Source organism: Paenibacillus sp. J5 (assembly GCF_054955055.1).
Genome location: NZ_JBUEDD010000002.1, coordinates 276357 through 297102 on the forward strand (window position 1 = coordinate 276357; position 20746 = coordinate 297102).

Consider the following 20746-nt stretch of genomic DNA (forward strand, 5'->3'; position numbering starts at 1 on the left):
TCCTGCGCAAACTGACTTGCAGCCCGTCCGCTCATATCGTATACGATTGCGGCTCTGCTTGCCATGCCGAGGGCATGGAGGCAAACCACTCGATCGTCTCCGCCAATCCCCTTCGCAGCCCATCCGCTCCCCCATATTTCGGCTCCCAGCCTAGCAACTGCTTGGCTTTAGAGGGATCGGCCCACAGCCGCTCCACTTCACTGCCTGCAGGACGCACTCGGGCGGTATCGCTCTCAATTGCCGCCTCGACCCCGAGCAGCTCCGCCACCAATGCCGCCGCCTCACCGATGCTTGTTTCCCGGCCGCTCCCGATATGCACCGTGTGGCCTATTGCACCCACCGCCTGCGCAGCAGCAGTAAACCCGCGAACCGTATCCTGGACATACGTAAAATCCCGAGTCGGCAGGACGGAGCCTAGTCGGATACTGTCCGCTCCTGCAAGAAGCTGCGTGATGATGGTCGGCAGGACGGCTCTCCGGGATTGGCGTGGGCCATACGTGTTGAATGGGCGCAAGATGACAACTGGCAGCCCATAGGCGTAGTAAAAGGACAGCGCAAGCTGATCCGCGCCGATCTTGGAGGCCGAATATGGAGATTGCCCAAGAAATGGATGCTCTTCCGTCATCGGGACATATCTGGCCGTCCCATATACCTCGCTCGTAGAGGTATGCACGATTCGTTCCACGCCCAGCTCCCTGGCAGCCTGCAGCACATGGAGCGTTCCCTTGATATTGGTATCAATGTAGCTTTCAGGAGCCAGGTATGAATATGGAATACCTACTAGCGCAGCCAAATGAAAAACCGTGTGGCAGCCCTTCATGGCCTGCTTGACAGCAGCTCCATCGCGAATATCTCCATAAACCAGGTGCAACTGGGAGCGAATGTCCGGCTTCAATTGATCCAGCCACCCGGCTCCGCCGAAAGCATTATAGTAGACAAATGCGCGAACCTGGCAGCCTTGCTTAACCAGCAGCTCAGTCAGATGAGAGCCGATAAAGCCATCTGCTCCGGTAACGAGCACAGGGCCGTTTGTCAGTCCCATAGTCCCCCCTCCTCCATGCATCCCCCGATGTTACGACAACACGGATAATGACATTTTATTCTGTAGAAAGGAGAGTTATGCTGACCCTTGCTCGCAAAGCATGATAGCATCTATCCCACCCGAACAAACGAAATTGTAGCAGCAGTCGAGGAACCCGACAAGGTAACGGTAGCGGCTAACGTGGTAGTAACTGTGACCCGAATGGTATCCCCTGCATTTACGGTAAGGACAATCTGATTATGGACAAGTCCCACGCCGATAGCTGCTGCAACCAATGTCCCATTAACGCCTGCATTATTACGGAACAATTGAAAGTTTGTGAGCAAAGTTAGTGTCGGATATATCGCATACGTAATCAGATAGCGCCCAGCCGTATTTAGTGTGAAGGTATCCGCAGTCGGATTGTTCACCGTGATGTCGCTCGGAAGATTCTGTGCATTCGGAAAAGTTATGTTTCCCGTTGGATTCAGAAGCGTAAGAACAATGGTAGCCCCAGAATTGTTGGCTGCCGATCCGATCGTCCCCGTCGAGCCTGTGGCCCCGGTTGCCCCGGTCGATCCCGTAGCTCCGGCGCTTCCTGTGGCTCCCGTTGCCCCGGTCGGGCCTGTAGCTCCAGCGCTTCCTGTGACCCCGGTTGCTCCGGTCGGGCCTGTAGCTCCGGTGCTTCCTGTGACCCCGGTTGCTCCTGTCGAGCCCGTAGCTCCAGCGCTTCCTGTGACCCCGGTTGCTCCGGTCGGGCCTGTAGCTCCAGCGCTTCCTGTGACCCCGGTTGCTCCGGTCGAGCCCGTCGAGCCTGTTGGACCCGTCACGCCTTTACTACATGCATTGCAGGCAGCATAAATAACACCGGATTTGCAATAAGAACAACACCCGCTGCCATTTATAATATTCATACTGCCCCCTCCTTCATCATGATGCATTAAAGCTGTCTTCTGCTTAGCCACCATTCTCCTCTTCCTACAATGAATGTTGAACAACTTCCTTTTGCCTGTACATTCTTCCTCTACAATTAAGGAAAGGGCTCAAGATGATAGACTAAAGAATAGACGTCCAGAGATTTATAATCAATTAGGAAACACAGAGGAGAAGGAGCCATTCCATTCAAGGTGAGGCGGCTGAGTTGCTTCAAGGATTGTTCTTCGCTTATCATGAGGAAGACAAGCAAAGATTAGGGATAGCTGTATAGCGCTGCATTAATATAAGGTGATCAGATTAGAGGAGGCAATCTATGAAAGTAACCAACTGGCGCTACACCCTGCTCCTGTTGCTCTGCCTGGTAGCGGGGATGGTGGATGTGATCGGTTTTTTGGAGCTTGGCCATGTGTTCACAGCCAACATGACGGGCAATATCGTCCTTCTTGGCATGGCGATTGGTCAGTCTCAGGAGCTCGCCGTACTACGAGCAGGAATTGCGCTGATGGGCTTTATAGGGGGAAATATACTCGGTGCAGCACTGCTGGGCGAATCAGAAGGCAGCAGACCGAAGGGATGGCCGCCCAAGGCAACACGCCTGCTCGGTGTAGAAGTGCTATTATTGCTGGCATTCACATTATGGCACTGGCTCGGTGAGCCAACTCCTGCTCAGCTCTATGGTCTCATTATTTTATTAAGCTGTGCGATGGGTCTGCAAACCTCCGCAGGCCGCTCATTGGGGATAGCTGGTATCTCAACCACTGTTCTGACGAACAACCTGACCCATACCGTCGAGGACGGCATTACATACGTCCGGCGTCTTCGTCAGAGCAGACGGGATCGAACAGCACCGCTTGCTCGCTGGAGCCGCGACACCCTTTTGCGCTTGGCTGCGCTTGTCACCTATCTTCTTGGTGCTATTGCCGCAGCGCTTGCTATTAATTTTGGGCTGTATCTCTTATTATGGCTGCCGGTCGTGTTGGTTGGCTCCATCACCCTGCTCGCCTGGCTCTTGCTTCATCCTGAACCAGATGACAACGCATCAGAGGCTCTACGATAACCACTACTATAATGAAGGAACGAAAGCCGGGGCATACGAAATCCCCGGCTCGCTTGCTTGCGAAAGTGTCAATTCTCCAGCAGTTCATCCAATCTCCTCTCCAGCCATTCCTGCAAAGACAACTGCTGTTGACTGGCCAGTCGGGTCAGCATTTGCTTCTTCACTTCAGGGATATACATCGTAATGGGAGACAAGCCTGTGTCGATCAGTATTCCATCATATTTTACAACAATTTCCCCCTGACGAATAAATAAGCGGAGCTTGTCGATCCATTCACCGTGAGTCGCGGGCAAAATCCCCTTCAATACGGACTTGCGTACCTCCACCTCCAGTTGCCCCCCGGCAACAATCCGCATATTGGCTGGCCCTATCTGCTTGAACATCTCCTCAATGAGCGTATAGATAATGGAGTCCAAGGAACGAGGCAATGGAAAGATAAAACGGGCATACCCATAAGCAGTATTCGGCTTTCGCGGCTCCAGCTCCAATTGTGCCCGCCAGCCTGAAGCGACGGCTTCTTCATAGCTAATTCTCTCCCCGTCCTCCGTTAGCAGCATCGCCTCCGCTTTCTTGTTGCTCACACGCTTCAGCTCGATCAGGCGCGCCAACTGCCCATTGCGGGCAAACGGCTGGTACAAGAACAGACCGTGCTTGCCATCATAGATGGTTTCATATTTGCCCGCATCGGGATTTTCCAGCCTATATCTTTCCAATTCCGTCTCCCGAATAAAATAGGTGCGTTTGCCGCGGTATTCACCTTCATAATAATCCAGCTTATTCTCTTGCAGCAGCTTATGAATGAAGGTCGTGGAACGACCAAGCCTCTGCGCAGCCTCTGCTGGTGTCAGATCCGGCTTCACATAGTAAGCCTTGAGCCTCTCGACCTCCTCCACACGGAAGCGATACCCGCCATCGCCTCGATGGGTGCTGCGATTCACTGGCTCCAGTCGTTTGTCTGAATTGGCATGGTTCACGAGCTTATATAATGAGGTTGTCGTAATTCCCAGGGCAGCGGCCGCTTGGACAACATCCCAATACTCTCTGCTTGTTTCATTCATGGATCATTATCCCTTCCTGTTTCTATCTCATGATCTGATTCACTTCTTCTTATTATAGCTTTTATATATCAGAATATAAAGCAAATCACATGAACAGTTTTATATGATCATATCAGAACACGAACACAATTTTCTTTTTTTGCTCTACATATTAATCAGAATATGATAATTGAGTTCAATAGAAAAGATTGTACTATTATTTTAGATTCAAATATTGATTGTCATTTTTCGGGTGTACTAGTCGTTACGTATGGAAGGCACATATATTATCGAAATAAAACCATCTATTCAATGAATATAAGTTTATATATAATAGTAGAAAGTGTATGAAAGAAGGAGAATAAGTGGATGAACCTCAATCTGCCGAATGTCACATCGCTGCTGCGTACTGGCGCGGACACCAGCCACCTATCACCAGCCCGGTTATATCCCCTACTGCTCGATGATCAATATCGCGGCCAAGTCATGGAGGGAATCTCTGCGCAGGAGGATGACCAGGGCAATTACAATTATCGGGCTGTCTCCAACCTGGGGATGGTCTATCTATATATCCACCGCCGCGACCGCCGCCGCAAGCTCAATACGAAGAAGGAATATGCACGCGAGCTGCTTTTGCTGCTGCGCTATCCGGCCCAGCTCAACAAGGCGGACATTCGCGAGTTAACCAGACTCGATATGGAGAAATTCCAGCAGCTACTGGAGCAACAGGGGCACCGTACTAGCACACTTAGCAAGAAGATCGTCATTATCCAGTCCTTTCTTACGTGGTGCTACGAGGAAGGCTATCTGAACAAACCGATTGCTCGCGGCTTGCAGCCCGTACATATGAACCGTGCAGAGCTTCCCGATCGAGACATTGACGAGCAATCGCTGCGCAGCGCTATCGACTACTACAAGGAGCAGCCTAAGATTCAATCCCTACTATTTATACTCGCAACCAGTGGCCTGCGCCTCAATGAGATCATCACTCCGCTCTGGGGAGATTTGTATTATGATGCCAGCCGCAAACGCTATTATTTGCGCACGCGCACGAAGCGGGATAAGCTGCGGCATGCCCACATCAAGGACTACGCGCTTGAAGCGTTGCTTGAATATCGGCGCAGACTCGGGCTGAGCACCATGATATCTCCAGGGGACTCCACCCCCTTCTACCCCAATCGGTTAGGCAAATGCTACACCCTATCCAGCCTATCTGCCTCACTATCCACATGGATGGCGGAGGCTGGTTTGACGACTATTCACGGCAGACGTATTACCCCCCACTACTTGCGTCATTATTTTACTCAGACCGCTTATGCCAAGGGGGCGCCGCTGGACTGGATCTCAGAGACACTGGATCATTCGAGCACCAAAATAACAAAGGAGAATTATTTGAGCCGTGTAATGAAGAAGGAGCGCGACGTCAGCGATTATGTAGATTTGTTATAGCTTCTTGAATAGTGAAAGCTATGGGATGCTCTCTCCTCTATTGCAGATTTAGAACATTTGTTCTATAATAAAGAGAACAAATGTTCTAAATGGAGTAGAGGGAGGAAACGTGAATGTCAGATGCTGCCATTGAGCTTTATGAATACCATAGCTGGGCTAACCGCGCCATTTTGAATCATTTGGGCAGCTTGCCGGAGAACGTATGGCGTCAAGAGACGGCGGGCATCTACCCATCGATCTCGGGTGTTATGTCCCATATGTATGCAATGGACGCCATGTGGCTATGTATGTTGCGTCAGCGCCCGTTTGATGAAGCGAGAGCTTTGCTGCTGCGATTGAAGGAGCAGACTAGCCAGGAGGGTCTGGAGGATGTGCGGGAGAGATTTCTACATATCGAGAGCAAGTATCGTCAGTGGCTCCTTACTGAGGACTTGAACGACTCTCTGCTGCTTGCCCATCCTGTTCACGGAGTCGTGAACGCCTCCCTATCCCGCATTATCCAACATATTGTGAACCATGGCGCCTATTATCGCGGTCATTTGTCTGCTATGCTATGCCAACTGGGACATGCCGATGTGCCGACAGATTATTTGTTATATCTCTATACTGGATAGCTGTGCGAGATGGATAAGCGATGCCGTTCATATGCGAACTCTTCTGATTTTACTTCGAGGCCGTTCTTTCGAGTGTAAGAATTCATTTATCGCAGATTATGGTTTACATAATTATATTTATGTATATTAAATACCTCTTAGTTCTTCGATCCTTTTAAATTTCACTAGTATAGTTTACATAATTATATTTATGTTAACTATGATACTTAACACTCCCAGGATGATATTATCCTTCTAGTCTTATACTTTAGACGCTATCGTTGACTGGATAGGGTCGCCTCACGAAACGGAAATAAATATGCGCTCTACACATCATTGCATAACAAAACCGCTCCCTTTACTTTTAGTAAGGGGAGCCAGTTTTTCGTGATGGTGAGCAAATTTTCTTTTGCCCAAGGAACATGGTTTACTTAACAAGGATCCCTCCAGCAGAATACCCACTATTTTTTATCATCCTTGTCTCGATTGATTCTATAGAGTGTATATATAGACTCTGTTAAAAAACTAAGAGATGCGATCATTGCAAGAGAGAACAACCATATCACTCGACGATCATCAATACCCTCTCCTACGGGACCAATCTTCGGTTTGTAGATATAGTACACTTGAAGAATGGCCATTAGCATCATAAATATAGATAAAATCATCCTTGTGATAGCCATTTTCCTTTTATTCATAATTTCCACTATCACCCCTTCCAAGCATTTCGGTCATTACTCTACATAACTATTATTATGTAAACTAATGATGTTCACAACTCTCTTTATTAGTACCTTCAGATAAAATATCATCCCGACATTAAGATGAGAAAATTTTCATCATAATCTCATAAACAGAGTGAAGGGGTTGGGAGAGTCATCTTCGATCTCTTATTGTTAATTATTGTCAAAAAAATCTGTGTTATAGTTATTCTTGGCTCTATTAATAAATGAGGAAATTTATTCGACACAAACGGAGGGAATATCCAAACGATGCTTAAACCAAAAATGTACCGCAAGCTAATCATCACCTGCTTATGTGCTGCAATCGGACTCTCTGCTATGACCGTTGGCACCTCAAGCTATGCTAGCGCAGCAACGACAGAAGCTTCTGACATTATCGCTAATGGCAAGGATCTGCTGGGAACTCCTTATAAATTCGGGGCCTCAAGCTCCACTGGTTACTTTGACTGCTCTTCCTTTGTCCAATATGTTTTCAAGCAAAGCGATATTAAGCTACCCCGCTCCTCATCTGAGCAGGCATCCTACGGAGACAAAGTCAGCAAGAGCTCTCTAAGCCAAGGCGACTTGATGTTCTTCAAAACGAATGGCAAGAGCATCAGCCACGTAGCCATCTACATAGGCGACAACAAGATGATTCATGCTTCCTCCAGCAAAGGCGTAACCATCGATAGCATTAACAATAGCTACTGGAAAAATAAATATGTCACTGCACGCCGTGTGCTTAGCTAGTCGCCATCACTGGCATGATGACGACCTGCCAAGCTATCCTAATCTCACAAGTGCTGCAGAAGCTTTCATCCGTAACAGCCGTCTCTTCCCAGGCGGCTGTTTGTGCGTTCTGCGTACTCTCTTACCTTAATAGACGGTGCCTCCCCACAAAAGGTTGCAACGAGCTTCAAATTTTTTGAATAAAGAAAAGCTGAAGCAGGCCTAAGCCTGCTCCCTTCATTACGTTTCTGATTACGCCTGGCGTTTGACCTTGCTGGAGGTCTTGCCTTGAGTTTCTTGCTTAATTTGTTTTAGAATCGTCAAAAACTGCTCTTTCGTTGGAATTTTCCGCTCCATAAACTACTCCTCCTATGTATGTTGACATGCACGTTCTCATTATACAAGATAATGACCTCCAGTAGCCTTGGTAATGTCAGGGTATACACTGCAAGCCCGAGCTTGTTACAATAGAAAACATGGAGGTGAGCTGCGATGAATATATTGAAAGCCAAGGATCGTATTGAACTTGACAAGCGTGTGCCAGCAATGCCCTGGTATGTAGAGAAATTCATTAATTATAAGCTTCCCGACCTATCCCCCTCATCACTGCTGGAGTATGTACGAGATTATGAGACCTTTCTCAAATGGTTGATGGCGGAGGGCTTAACTACAGCAACTGTGATGAAGGATGTGCCGCTGGAGGATCTTGAACGACTGCATATGGACAGCATCGACCATTATAAAATGTTTCTATCTACGTTTAAGCCGGAGACGAACAACCGTGTCACCATCTCCCGTAAGCTGTCCTCGCTCCGTTCCTTGTTTCATTATTTGAGCCAGATCGCAGAGGATGAACAATTCTACCCGCTGCTCAAACGCAATGTGATGGCCAAGGTGACGATCAAGCGAGCCCACAAGCCTAAGGATACAGCCGCCAAGCTGGAAGGCAAGCTGCTGCAGGAAGAAGAAATTTACGAGTTCATTCATTATTTGAAATCCGAATATCCGATTGATGTTGCTGACAACAAGCAGGCGCTCTATGCCTATGAGAAAAATAAGATTCGCGACGCCTGTATCATCATCCTCATCCTGAATTCCGGTCTGCGAGTATCCGAGGTTGTAAACCTTAATGTGGATGACATCGATCTGAAGAAGAGGCTGCTCCACGTATATCGCAAGGGGGCCAATGACGACACCTTCAAGACACCGGTTTATTTTCGCCAGGAGGCGATGGACGATCTGAGAGAGTACATGGCAATTAGAGACTCGCAATATCGCCCTGCACGGCGGGAGAAAGCACTATTCCTTGCCGTTGCCAACGGCAAGAACGAGGGGACGCGCATGACCAAGCGAGCCATCCAGGAGATGGTGATCAAATACGCCAAACGGTTCGGCAAGCCTTACCTGTCTGTGCACAAGCTGCGTCATTCTTTTGCAACGGATTATTATCTGCGCAATGATATCTACAAGACGCAGGAGCAGCTTGGACATTCCTCGCCGGAGACGACGATGATCTATGCTCATCTGACCGATAAGACAATGGCTGAAGCCATCGATAAGCTCAAGGAGTAGAACCGTCTTGCATCGAATAGCGTGAACAGAACAGGACGCCTCTGAGCCACCGTGAAAATGGGGTCGAAGGCGTCCTGTTCATAGGTAATAAACTTGAATTATCGGAGATCGAGACGAATGTCATCCAGCCAAATCACACCCGATTCCGTCTGATCGAATACGAATTCGATCTTGCGAATATCCTGTACATGCCATGGAGAGCCTCCATCATGAAAGGCTGCCAGCGGGATGAAAAAATCTTGATACACCGTTTCGGCGGATAGGCTGAGCTTGCCATTGCGGATAAACGGCTCAAGTAATGATATATTTAGATAGTTGCTGATTAACAGCGGCTGAATCGGCTTGAACTCACTTAGCGGGCGGCTATAGACCTTGCCATCCTGCGTCGTCAGTCGCAACGAAAAATCGAGCGGCGAGCGATTCGTTGTATCGCCTGCATCGCGAGCCAAGGAGAATGCAAAGGCAGAAGGTTCACTGAGACTAGCGGCGATCGTCTTTGGTATTTCTACTGTGTACCGCCCCTTCCTCTCCTCCCATGACAGCTTTAGAGCGCGGTTTTGGCGTGAACCGTTACCGCGACTGCGCTTGTCCTCTTCCTCCCACTCGCTCAGACCGTCCGCTTGAAGCCATCCCCTGCGAATGGTCGCCGTCTCTCGATTATCATCTTCCTCATAATCAGCAAGCCGCAGCATCTCCGAATCGTCATAACGGCTGAGATACTGTGTAGCAGGTAGTTGATCTGCGATGACTCGCCAATCCTTGAACATCGGTATATACTCTCGTTGCTCATGAAGAGTCGCTTCCAGGAAACCCGCGATATAGGCCTTGGCAATCAACCGCTGCTCGGCAGCAGGCAGCAAAACCTGCGTATTCATTAATAGTCGGAGCGGCAGCTTAATATCATGCTTGCCCCAGCTCGTATTGAACTGACCGTGGTTAGCCTGCTCCACATAGAGCGAGGCCTTCATATAGAACTCATCATCCTCAGGCTTGCCGACGAATGAGATTCGATCATATTGGCGATCCCCATCAAACGTGCTGACATCAGAATCATAAGCCCCTTGAATGACCAGATAATTCACATTTTCCAGCTCAGGGTACGTATTCTCCAGCTTCTTATCTGTCGGGGCAAGCGCGATAATCGTCTTGATTCGATATTGAATGCCGGTCAGCACATCCGTGCGCCCGGCTTGACTGAAATAATCATCAAAGCGCGCAGCCAGCACGGCTGCCTGCCCCCCTCTCGAATGCCCAATCAGTGCCAGTTGCTCCCAGTCAATCTGATGAAACAGCCGATGCTCCGAGTCATTGCTCCAGTCATCCAACTGCTTCAGATGGTGAATGATGAGCCATGCTCTCAGCGCATAATCCTCATCGGGAATGCCGGACACCATCGAATAATTGGCATAATTCTCATCGATGGATATGGTGATGAAGCCGCGACTGGCCAACAGCTCGCCAAGGTAGGCATAACCGTCATCGGAGAAATCCTCCATATTATGATTACCATGCACAATCATCACCAGCGGGAACGGACCGTCGCCTACTGGCATCCACACTCTACCGTTCAAGGGAAGACGGCTCTCATCGAACCCCCAGTATAAGGTGCGCAATGCTCTCCAATCCTTAATGAAGGCTGAGGCATCGACGGTGCGAGAGACCCATTGGGCCTGCTTGCCATATTCGCTTCGGAGCCTGTCCGTTCCGCTGCCGTAAGTCAAGGCTTCCACAGCATACGGTCCCCGTGTATAAGGCGCTGTCAAATCCACCGACCCGTCCGCAGGATGATTCGCAGCAACCGCGCTATCCGCTTCATCGATCTGCTGGCTCATAGCCGGAAGCGCCCGATCCATCTGCAATCCTCCATAGTAGACATAGCCCGCCGAGGTCAGCAGAAGCACTGTAGCGCAGAACGCCACAACTAACACCCGGGGAGCCAGTTGCTTGACTGGACGGATCAGGACGGATAGAAGAACTCCTGCCAGCATCCCGAATAATGCCAATAGTCCTGTAAGTAGAAAAGCCCCCGGCCAGTCCATATTGGCGAATGTGAACAGCCTGGGAAAGATCGCAAGTACAGCAGCCAAGCTGCCAAGCAGATAGTAAGGTACACGCCAAGGCAGCCATACCAGCAGACAGCAGGCGGCGAACATTACCGCCCCTACGAGCAGATTCCCTGCTGCTGCAACGGCAATGATGATAATCCAGTCAGCCAGTTGTCCCAGCCCGGTAAACATCGTCAGCCCGGTCTCAATCCAGATCAACATAAACACAGTATGCAATCCTGCAAATGCGGCCATGAACAGCTTCGAATCTGGATATCTTAGCCGTCTTAGCCGCTGCTTTAAGCGTTTCATCGGTAATTCTCCTTAACGGCGGGCGCAGTCAGCTTATTTTTCCTCAAGCAGCCGCTTGATAACAGCAGACAGGATGCCCGGCAGATACGGCTTCACCAGGAAGTCGCGAATTCCCCACTGAGCTGCCTTGTCCTTCTCCTCGAATGCGCTGGAGATAATAATGGGTGTATTAGTCAGCTCGGCAGACTTCTTCATATGCTCGATCACGTCCCACCCGTCAATGCCCTCCTCCAGCAACAGATCGAGCACAATCAGATCAGGCTTCTGCTCTTGCAGCCGTTCCAGCGCTTTGCGACCTTCGGTATACAGCTCTACTCTGAAGCCTGAACCAAGCAGCTCATCGCGAAGCATCCGGGATAGATTATGATCGTTCTCTACCAGCATGACGACCGGAGCCGAATGAGGAGCGACTCCATCATGGTCTAGATCAGAAACCGATGGCTCGTACAGCGGTATATCGATCGTGAACGTACTCCCCACACCTTGGCAGGATTCGACCGCTATATCTCCATTATGCTGGTGAAGAATCTCCTTGACAATCGCAAGTCCCAGCCCTGTGCCGCCGATCTCTCTGCGGTCAGAGTTATCCACACGGTAAAACTTATTGAACAGCTTGGGTAGAGCCTCCCTAGGAATGCCTAGCCCTTGGTCTTGAACACTAATGAGCAGCCGCTCTCCATCCCGTCTGCACTTCACGTGGATTTTGCCTCCTTGCGGAGAATACTTGACCGCATTGCTCAGCAAGTTGGTCAGCACCTGACGCAGCTTGTCACGGTCCCCAACCACGGTATAAGGCAGTTCTCCCCACTCTGCGACGAGCTCATGCTGGGAGGTGTTGACCCGCTGCGCCTCCAGTGCTTCCTCAATGAGCGACTTCATATCGACAGTCTCGGTGACATAGCTTTGTTTGCCCGACTCCATCCGCTGCAGGTCGAGGAAATCATTGATTAAGGTTGTCAGCCTTCGAGCCTCCTGATGAATGGTGTGAATATATTTGCGCTGTCGCTCGGGCTTCAGTTCCCTATGCAATAGCAGCTCAGCAAAGCCGAGAACACTGGCGAGCGGGGTGCGCAGCTCATGGCTCACCGTGCTGACGAACTCCGATTTCATGCGATCCACCTCATGCTCTCGTGTCATGTCCCGATGGACCAGCAGCAGGCCAAATCGCTCATCATCCCGATACAATGGTTCAGAGTACAAGAGCATATGTCTTGGCTGAGGATGGCTCAGCTCATATTGGATGCTCTGGGAGCCGCGTTGCACGCCACTTACAACCTGTTGGATAAAGGCGACTAGCGGAGCAGGTTCGATAACCCGCTTCTGCAGTTGCTCCGTAAGCACTTGCAGTGTTAGTCCGCGCTCAAATACATCGGCTTGGAAGAAATCGAAAAATTCACCCATCTTATCATTGATTTCGATCGTCTCGCCTTCCAGATTAATAAACTGAATGCCCTCTTGAATCGTATTAATCATATCTCGTGTCAGTTGTCGCTGTTGCTCCGTCTCCTCGTACATCTCCAGCTTGTCCAAGGCCAACGCGACTTGACGGCAGCTATGCAACAGTTCATTCTCGTCATGCCTTGTGATGGCTCCGCCGATGCGTGTTACAACCAGCAATGCGACCACCTCTCGTCTGCTGTTCTCAATCGGAATGAACAGATCACTCGATTGCATACCCGCAGGATGATAGCCCCGCTCCCCGTCTGAAGCCTCTCGCACAAGCAGGTACGGCTCCAACGTTTCAATGCATCTGGCAGCAGGGCTGTCATCAAGCGAGGCTACGAACGCAGCCGCTGATTCGGCTGATATGCCGCTTGAGGCATAATCGCGCGAACCGCTGAGCATCACCAGCACCCCTTTATCGAAGTTGCTGTAACGAACCACATTATGGATAATGCTGTACAGCAGTTCACCCTTGTCCAGTGTGTTGGCCAAGGTCTGAATAAACTGATTGCGGTTTTTGAGGATCTCTTCATTTTCTTCCAGGGTCTGAATGGCTTCTTGCAATTCCTCCTGCTGCGCCTGCAGTTCATCCTGCTGGGCTTGAAGCTCTTCATTCTGTGCAAGCAGCTCTTCTTCCTTGGATTGAATCTGGCTCAACATTTGCTGGAAGGAGCGCGCCAACTTACCGAGCTCGTCCTCTCGGCTGTCCAGTCCCTTCAACTCGATTCGGCCGCCCCGGCCAAACTGCCCGACCTGTTGTGCCAGTTGGCTGAGCGGTCGGCCAACATCGACGGCGACACGTCTGACAGACAGCAGCGATACAAGCAACACGAGCAGGATGTATAAAATAAATAGGCCGCCTTGCTTGGTTAGGTCGCTCAGCAGCTTCGTGCCAGCTTGCCCTGCCCCTTGACTGACTGTATGCTCAAACTCCTGAGCGTAGGCTATCATCTGGTTGACCGGATTGGACTCGCCCGAAGGAATAAGGCGACGCAGCTCCTCGTAATCGCCTTGCTGGGCAAGCTTAATCGCCTCTGGTTGCTTAGGCTCGAACTGGACCTCGAAGAACTGCCGGATGTCCTGAATCATCTGCGTTTCCCGGTCACTCAGTTTCATCTGCTGCAGTGATGACATCGTCACCTCCAGCCGTTCCTGCAGCTTCGTCAGCTCCGATAATTCATACTCGTTCAGGAAGAGGAAGTAGCCTCTAGAACGCATCACAATTTCGTTGGCGTTTTGACTGAGCTCCTTCACTAGCTCTCCCTTGGTATAGATCGCAGCCGTTTCCTCTGAGTACTTCTGCAGGATATGAATCGTGCTCCATAGCACAAAGGTCGCTCCCGCAAGGATGAACAGCATGGATAACAGCATTCTGGAGCTGAAGCGGCGAGTTATCTTCCCGTTAACCAGTTGCCGCCAGCTAGTCACGCAGCATCTCCTCCACCTTGTCGACCAGCTCTAGCGGACTAAATGGCTTGGACATAAAGCCATCTGCACCCGCAGCCATTACCTTGTCCTGCTCGGCTTGTTGGCTTTTGGCGGACAGCATCAGTATTTTCACCTGTTCGCTGGCAGGCAGCTTCCTTACTTTCTCAATAACCTCAATTCCGGTCATCTTGGGCATCATATAGTCGAGGATCACCAGATCATAATGACCGTTCGTAATATAGTGATAGGCTTCGTCGCCGTCGCAAGCCTCATCAATCGCATATCCCTCATCCTCTAACGTATCGACCACAAGCATACGCAGTACCGGCTCATCTTCTGCCAGCAGCAGCTTCTTAGACATTGTGCAACCCCCATAGCTGTTATAAGTTCAAATGATGCAAGGCATATCCCCTTACTCTAGCTCCCGTTCCGCCAGCCGTTAGTCCTTCGGCTGTCAGTCAGCAGCAACGAGGAGCGAACAATTGGGACAGCCTGTAGCCTGCTCGGATAAGGAAGCTGGCTCTTCTCCCGCCAGCAGCGCACCTGACTGTGCCGCTTGATCCTACCTTAACCAAATAGCTAGCCTTATGTCTTCGACATCCATCGTCAGATTCCTGCTTGCTCTACGGATGTTGCGGGACTCTAGTGTGTGCAAGCAACCCCAATGCTCCATGCCCCTTCATGAAGCATTGGGGTTGCTGCATTTATTTGTGCTTACTTGCGCTTATGCTGATCAAGCTCGGCCTTCACACGACGGATTGCGTCGGCCTCCGGTTCGGCTCCTCCATAGCGTGCCGGCTCATAGAGCTGTAGCAATTGCTCGGCACTTGCCCGCTCTAGCGGACGCTGCTCCCCCAGCTCCTCGACCGTCTCTCGCGGCGTGAGATGGCTGCGCGGGGTATAGCCGCGATCCTGCTGCTTACGCAGCCAGGCAGCGTACAGATAGCGCACCTTATCCTGCGCACTCATATCCTCCCGCCAACTATGACCCGCCGTATCCCTGCGGCGCCGTTTGGCCTGCGGACGGAGCTCCCGTTCCGGCAGTGCCTCCATCTCGTCACTATATCCTTGCTGTTCACCCTCACCGCGTACCATCAACCGACCCAGCCAGCCTCGTAGTCTCGCTCCGATTCCGGGAATACGACGTACCATCTGATAGAGCGCCCACAGCATAACCGCGGCGATGATGGCAGTCAAGATATATCCGGCCACTCTCTCCAGCAACTGCAACAGGGCAGATGGTGCCCGTCCCTCCTCGATCAGATCCGAAGGCAGCTCTGGCTGCTGAGGCAATGCCTCCTCCGGCTCTGCCTCGCCAGTGCTGAGTCCGCTCAACAGGCGAGACAGTTGCTCGCGCAGCCAGGCAAGCGCACGATCAAGCTGCGGGAGCAATGCAAGTGCAAGCGCAGTGAGCAGCAGCAGCCCGAGCTGAAGCTGATTCTGCAGTCGAACGCCGCGCGGCGGCCTCTCGCTGCTCCCTGCCGCAGCTTCCCGCTGCAGCATCAGCCGATTGGAGACAAGCAGCACAGCCGCCAGCGCCAGGATGCCTGCACCCAGCAGTACGGGAGCATAAGGCTCCAGCTCCGGTACGTGAACAAAGATAGCCGAGGCGGCAAAGTAGAGCGCAATGCCGCTCAGACAGGCCCCCAGGTTCAGAAGGCTGCTCCCCTCCGTCCTTGCTCCCCGATATAAAGCCACCATACACAGCAGTCCGCCGACCACTAGGCTCAGCGGGCGATGGGGGAAGCAGACCCAGGCGACTGCCATCCCACAGGGCACTGTGAAGAGTAGCAGCTTATACATGCGTTGAAGCCGCCAGTGGCCGTTCACCCAGCAGCCTGCGCCGTAGCAGCCAGCCAGCAACAGGTAGAGAAGGGGCCAGGAGGGCTGAAGCAGCAGATAAGCATGAATGACGAGCAATGCAGGCCCAAATAACAGCAGCTCCAGCAGCCCTGCTCCTACAGCCCGCAGCACCTCCCTACCCGGAGATATTCTGGACATTGCGCCCCTCCTTCCCTATGGGAATCCAATTCACATCATGTCCCAACTGACGCAGCCGCTCCAACTGCGCTGCGATTCGCTCGCTCATAAAGGCGGACAGCACCAGGTAGCCTGTCCGCGCGCGCACGCTGTCTGCCTCCTGCTGCACCAGCTCATAGAACGGCTGGGCATGCTCGATGACAAGCCCAGCCATCGTGTCCAGTATCCGGTTAAGCTGCCCCTGTCCCCCATGCGGCATGATACGGACAGGGAGCTTGGGCTGGTCGTACAGCGGGGCATTCACGGCAAATCCAACCTCCATTCCCTGACCCGACGCATAGGCGGCAGCGCCTGCGGCATAGGAGATTGACCATTCCACCCTCTCCTGCTCGTTAACCGTATTCCACATCCGCTCATGATCTTCTACGTTCAATAAGATCATCAGCCGATGATCCGCCGTATAATCACGCTTATGCACCTGCAGCGTTCCGGTTCTGGCGGTAGCCTTCCAGTTCACCGCACGCAGCGAATCGCCGCTGCGGTAGTCGCGCACACCGGCTGTCAGGAACGGGTCCTCCAACATCCAGCGCTGTACCGTCTGCTCACCCTGCCAGCTCTGCGAAGGAAGCTGGAGCTGATGCATCGGCAGTGGTCGTGGACGAACCCTTAGCTCGCCTCCTACATGCAGCCTGACAGAGGTCTGGGCGAATCCTAGCAGATCGCCACAAGTCAGTGACACCGTATCCAGACGATAGACGCCGCGCTGCATGCAGACGACGCGATGACGACGGGTAATCTTGGTGTAGGGTGGCAAATGAAACAAGCTGCGGTGATTCTGCATGAATTGCCCGCTGCTAATGTCCAGATTGGCTTGGCGCTGAAATTGCAGACCTGAATGAAGCAGCGATTCCACCTTCAGCCATGGCAGCGGCAGCAGCTTTCGATTGGCGATCTGCTCGACCATCTCGATGCTGTCCCCCGCAAAGCAACGATCCGTACTGAAGCTGCGGCTGTAGGTTAGCTTGCGCTGCCCCCAGCGCCTGTAGATAGTCGACTGCACCATACCGACCAGTATCAGCATCACAATCACCCAATGAAGCTTCATCGCCTGCCTCAGCCGCCTGCCGCTTGGGCTTCAGTCGGCACCGGGATCGATTGCAGCAGCTCGGTCAGCAACTGCTCGCTGAATGCATGACGATCCTGTCGATAGCCCGCCGGAATCAGCCGATGCGCCAGCACGGGGAGCACCATCGCTTTGACATCATCCGGTGTGGCATAGCTTCGTCCCTCCAGCACCGCCTTAGCCTGTACCGCACGCAGCAGCGCCTGGCTGCCCCGTGGGCTGATGCCTGCCTCCAGCTCTGGATGGCGGCGCGTCCGCTCAATCAGCTCCAGCATATACACGAGCAGATCATCATGCACGGTTACTTGGGTATAGCTATTTTGGGCATCAACAATATCCTCTGCACGGACAGCAGGCTCCAGCTTGTCGAGCGGATTGTCCTGACGGAAGCGCTTGAGTATAGCCAGCCCTTCTTCAAAGCTCGGATAGCCCATTCGTATCTTGAACAAGAAGCGATCCAACTGCGCTTCGGGCAGCGGGAACGTTCCTTGATGCTCAACCGGATTCTGGGTGGCGATGACGAGAAAGGGACGCTCCAGCATGTAGGTCTCGCCGTCTACACTTACTTGACGCTCCTCCATGCACTCCAGCAGGCTCGACTGGGTACGAGGCGTCGCGCGATTAATCTCATCGGCGAGCAATATATTGGTGAACAGCGGGCCGGGTCTGAACTCGAATTCGCCCTCCTTCTGATTATAGAATTGTACCCCGCTCAGATCTGTAGGCAGCAGATCGGGGGTGAATTGTACCCGCTTGAAGCCGCTCTGAACGGATTTCGCTACAGCCTTGGCTATGAGTGTCTTGCCTGTACCTGGCACATCCTCCAGCAGAATATGGCCAGAGGTAATCAATGCGATCAGCAGTTTTTCCACAACATCCTCTTTGCCGACAATGACTTGACCGACACGCGCTTTGATCGTGTCGGCCATCGATTGGATGGCCTTGAGCTCCATCTGTCCCACTCCTTTATATTGAAGAAGAAATTATAGTCAACCTGCCTGCGCTAACTGTCCTGAAGCTCTGCATTGTAGGCTGGAGCACCTGCGTGTCCCCCCAACGCATCGCTGACATCGGTGCGTCGATCTCGCAGCCAAGCGATCAGCTCAGATAGCGCCTGGATCGAAGCGACGGGCTCCACACCCTTCGAGCGCATATGCTCTACCGAGGTTTTATAGGCGATAAACGGAATCGACGCATCGATCGAAGCCCGCCCGTCGATCCAGGCGTCACCTACGGAAACCCACTGCTCCGGCGCGATCTCCGGGAAATGGGATTTGGCCAGCTCATACCCATCGGGCGCAGGCTTCAGCGCCTTCACCTGATCGCGGCATATAATCAGCTCGAACAGCGGGTAAAGCGCTGTGGCGCGCAGCGCGCGTTCCGTTGCGGCTTGCGCATTATTCGTAAGAAGTACAAGCGTATAATTCCCGCTTAGCTTATGCAGCAGCTCCGATGCGCCAGGCTCAAGCCCCACATCCTTCATGCCTGCATATTCATAACGTGTTATCGTCTCTAGCAACAACGGCTCAATGCGCCGTCCCCCCTCCTGTTCTCTGGCATGCTGTAGCAGCATGGAGGGAGTATATTCGTCTACTTGCAGCCCTTCCTCAATGAGGTCATGCTCGACGAGCAGGCGCTGCAGATCGTTCTTCATCGCCGCAAAGTCTATACGCGACTGGAGCAACGTATTGTCCATATCAAAAATAATACCTCTAATCATTGCTTAGCTTCCCTGTCCTCTCTATCCCCAGTGGATGGTTGTCGACGTCGGTTCGGATAACAAAATGGCAGAATAGAGCAGCATATCCTCGTGCTTTCCCTTGACAACCGCCTGCTTGCGCAGCCGCCCCTCGAAGCACATGCCGACCTTCTCCATCACGCGCGAAGAGCCAGTATTGTCCGGGAGGCAGCGGGCCTCGATTCGAATCAGCCCCATCGTCTCGAATCCAAAAGAAAGGATGCGCCGTACCGCCTCCGACATGATGCCCTGATTCCAATATTCCCGGCTTAGCGCATAGCCCAGCTCGGCCTTGGCATGAGCCGGCTCCCAATGAACAAACCCGATCGTGCCGATCAATGTACCCGAGGCTTTCTCTACGATCCCCCATGGGGCGACCTGTCCGTCATTGTATTTGCCAGTCAGCCACTCAATAAAGCTGCGCGTATAATCGATACCAGGATGTGCAGACCAGCTTGTATAGCGGCTTACCTCCGGGTCCGAGCAATAGGCATACATGTCCGCTTCGTCCCAGGGCTCGATTTTGCGCAGCAGCAGCCTGTCCGTTTCCAGTCTCGGCAGCTTCGCGAACACATCCTCTATCTTCATACTTGTTCCCCCAGTTTGGAGTGATAATCCTTGCGGCTCATCCTCTTAGCTTATCGTTATGATGGCAGGTATACAGATTTTACCACACCCTTCCTGCTCTTTTACAGGAAACTTTCGCCATATGCCCGATCAGGCTCGCTCTTAGGGACGGTCATGGCAAGTAAAGCAAGCGAGCACCTGGCATGCTATACTAGGAACAGTGCGGTAGATCGACTTCCTCCGCCGCCCGTTTATTGCAATCAAGCCTGCACGCAGGAAAGGAGCTGCTTCACGATGAAATGGTGGAAAGCCGCCGCTACGTATGCATTTCTCATTACGATTATCTATATGAACCGTAACGTGCTCTCCGATTGGCTGCTGCATGGAGATGCTCCGCTGCCGCTAGTCGCAACATCTGCACTCATCCTTGCACTATTTCCTGTGCTCCCCTACAAGCTCGTCATCGGGGCGCTCGGCTTCAAGTACGGGCCGTTGACAGGCGCAATGGTTAGTTGGACGGCGGTCTCGCTCGCCTCCGCGATCGTCTTCCTGTTTGTCAGCCGATTCTACAGGGATGCGGGACGCGCATACATCAGCCGTTTTCGACATGCAGAGCAGTTAGGACAATTAATGGAGCGCCGTCCCTTTCTGACGATATTTACAGCAAGACTGATTCCCTTTCTGCCGCAGGCGCTAGTCAATATTTATCCGGCTCTGCTGTCCATCCGGTTATCTACTTACATCGTCGCTTCGTCGCTTGGCAAGCTGCCTGCCTTGCTGTTCTTCTCCTATCTGGGCTCACAATTGGCGGAGAATTGGAGACAAGCGTTGCTGATCCTTATCCTCTACGTACTAATGTGTGTTACTGGCTATGCAGTATATCGGATTTGGCGTAGCCGTTCTTGATTGAATTGAATAACATATAAGATTTTCTAAGCATGACCTATAATTTATCAATTGTGGGTTGATTTTCTGTTCAGTAAGATAATAGACG

General features: G+C 51.9%; 17 protein-coding genes. 6 read left to right on the forward strand and 11 right to left on the reverse strand.

Annotated elements, in window-relative coordinates; translation table 11 throughout:
• Positions 1 to 31: 31 nt before the first annotated feature.
• Positions 32 to 1042, reverse strand: a complete 1011-nt coding sequence (locus ACY1JZ_RS03790; protein WP_462628133.1) for an NAD-dependent 4,6-dehydratase LegB — start codon at positions 1040 to 1042, stop codon at positions 32 to 34.
• A gap of 110 nt (positions 1043 to 1152) precedes the next feature.
• Positions 1153 to 1935, reverse strand: a complete 783-nt coding sequence (locus ACY1JZ_RS03795; protein ID WP_462628134.1) for a BclA C-terminal domain-containing protein — start codon at positions 1933 to 1935, stop codon at positions 1153 to 1155.
• A gap of 335 nt (positions 1936 to 2270) precedes the next feature.
• Here ACY1JZ_RS03795 and ACY1JZ_RS03800 point away from each other — a divergent pair, with 335 nt between their 5' ends.
• Positions 2271 to 3014, forward strand: a complete 744-nt coding sequence (locus tag ACY1JZ_RS03800) for a YoaK family protein (RefSeq protein ID WP_462628135.1) — start codon at positions 2271 to 2273, stop codon at positions 3012 to 3014.
• 68 nt (positions 3015 to 3082) lie between these two features.
• Here the strand turns inward: ACY1JZ_RS03800 and ACY1JZ_RS03805 are convergent, their stop codons facing one another.
• Entirely contained in the window at positions 3083 to 4072 is a 990-nt protein-coding gene (locus ACY1JZ_RS03805; protein WP_462628136.1) for a helix-turn-helix domain-containing protein, read from the reverse strand.
• A 348-nt stretch (positions 4073 to 4420) separates the two neighbouring features.
• Between ACY1JZ_RS03805 and ACY1JZ_RS03810 the strand changes: the two genes are divergently transcribed.
• The 4 genes from ACY1JZ_RS03810 (at position 4421) to xerS (ending at position 9116) form a co-directional block, all read left to right on the forward strand.
• Positions 4421 to 5500, forward strand: coding sequence for a tyrosine-type recombinase/integrase (locus tag ACY1JZ_RS03810; protein ID WP_462628137.1), 1080 nt, complete (start codon positions 4421 to 4423; stop codon positions 5498 to 5500).
• A gap of 113 nt (positions 5501 to 5613) precedes the next feature.
• Positions 5614 to 6114 (forward strand): DinB family protein, encoded by a 501-nt coding sequence (locus tag ACY1JZ_RS03815; protein WP_462628138.1) that lies wholly within the window; start codon positions 5614 to 5616, stop codon positions 6112 to 6114.
• A 971-nt stretch (positions 6115 to 7085) separates the two neighbouring features.
• The gene (locus ACY1JZ_RS03820) at positions 7086 to 7565 is read left to right on the forward strand and encodes a C40 family peptidase (RefSeq protein ID WP_462628139.1); all 480 of its coding nucleotides are present in this window, start codon (positions 7086 to 7088) and stop codon (positions 7563 to 7565) included.
• Positions 7566 to 8036: 471 nt separating this feature from the next.
• On the forward strand, positions 8037 to 9116 hold the full coding sequence (xerS, locus tag ACY1JZ_RS03825) for a tyrosine recombinase XerS (RefSeq protein WP_270170964.1): 1080 nt from the start codon (positions 8037 to 8039) through the stop codon (positions 9114 to 9116).
• A 98-nt stretch (positions 9117 to 9214) separates the two neighbouring features.
• Here the strand turns inward: xerS and ACY1JZ_RS03830 are convergent, their stop codons facing one another.
• The 8 genes from ACY1JZ_RS03830 to ACY1JZ_RS03865 form a co-directional block, all read right to left on the reverse strand.
• The gene (locus ACY1JZ_RS03830) at positions 9215 to 11473 is read right to left on the reverse strand and encodes an alpha/beta hydrolase family protein (protein WP_462628140.1); all 2259 of its coding nucleotides are present in this window, start codon (positions 11471 to 11473) and stop codon (positions 9215 to 9217) included.
• 33 nt (positions 11474 to 11506) lie between these two features.
• The gene (locus ACY1JZ_RS03835) at positions 11507 to 14344 is read right to left on the reverse strand and encodes an ATP-binding protein (RefSeq protein ID WP_462628141.1); all 2838 of its coding nucleotides are present in this window, start codon (positions 14342 to 14344) and stop codon (positions 11507 to 11509) included.
• The gene (locus tag ACY1JZ_RS03840; RefSeq protein WP_270170958.1) at positions 14337 to 14705 is read right to left on the reverse strand and encodes a response regulator transcription factor; all 369 of its coding nucleotides are present in this window, start codon (positions 14703 to 14705) and stop codon (positions 14337 to 14339) included. The genes ACY1JZ_RS03835 and ACY1JZ_RS03840 overlap by 8 nt, the downstream gene beginning before the upstream one ends.
• Positions 14706 to 15058: 353 nt before the next feature.
• Positions 15059 to 16345, reverse strand: a complete 1287-nt coding sequence (locus ACY1JZ_RS03845) for a DUF4129 domain-containing protein (protein ID WP_462628142.1) — start codon at positions 16343 to 16345, stop codon at positions 15059 to 15061.
• Positions 16323 to 17429: a DUF58 domain-containing protein gene (locus ACY1JZ_RS03850; protein ID WP_462628143.1), complete on the reverse strand. Its 1107-nt coding sequence runs from the start codon at positions 17427 to 17429 to the stop codon at positions 16323 to 16325. Before ACY1JZ_RS03850 ends, ACY1JZ_RS03845 begins: the two co-directional genes overlap by 23 nt.
• Positions 17430 to 17437: 8 nt before the next feature.
• Positions 17438 to 18400, reverse strand: coding sequence for an AAA family ATPase (locus ACY1JZ_RS03855; RefSeq protein WP_462628144.1), 963 nt, complete (start codon positions 18398 to 18400; stop codon positions 17438 to 17440).
• 50 nt (positions 18401 to 18450) lie between these two features.
• The gene (locus tag ACY1JZ_RS03860) at positions 18451 to 19167 is read right to left on the reverse strand and encodes an HAD family hydrolase (RefSeq protein ID WP_462628145.1); all 717 of its coding nucleotides are present in this window, start codon (positions 19165 to 19167) and stop codon (positions 18451 to 18453) included.
• Between the two features lie 21 nt (positions 19168 to 19188).
• Positions 19189 to 19773: a GNAT family N-acetyltransferase gene (locus tag ACY1JZ_RS03865; protein ID WP_462628146.1), complete on the reverse strand. Its 585-nt coding sequence runs from the start codon at positions 19771 to 19773 to the stop codon at positions 19189 to 19191.
• A gap of 273 nt (positions 19774 to 20046) precedes the next feature.
• Here ACY1JZ_RS03865 and ACY1JZ_RS03870 point away from each other — a divergent pair, with 273 nt between their 5' ends.
• Complete coding sequence (locus ACY1JZ_RS03870; protein WP_462628147.1) at positions 20047 to 20658, forward strand: TVP38/TMEM64 family protein; 612 nt, start codon at positions 20047 to 20049, stop codon at positions 20656 to 20658.
• The last annotated feature ends 88 nt before the right edge of the window (positions 20659 to 20746 follow it).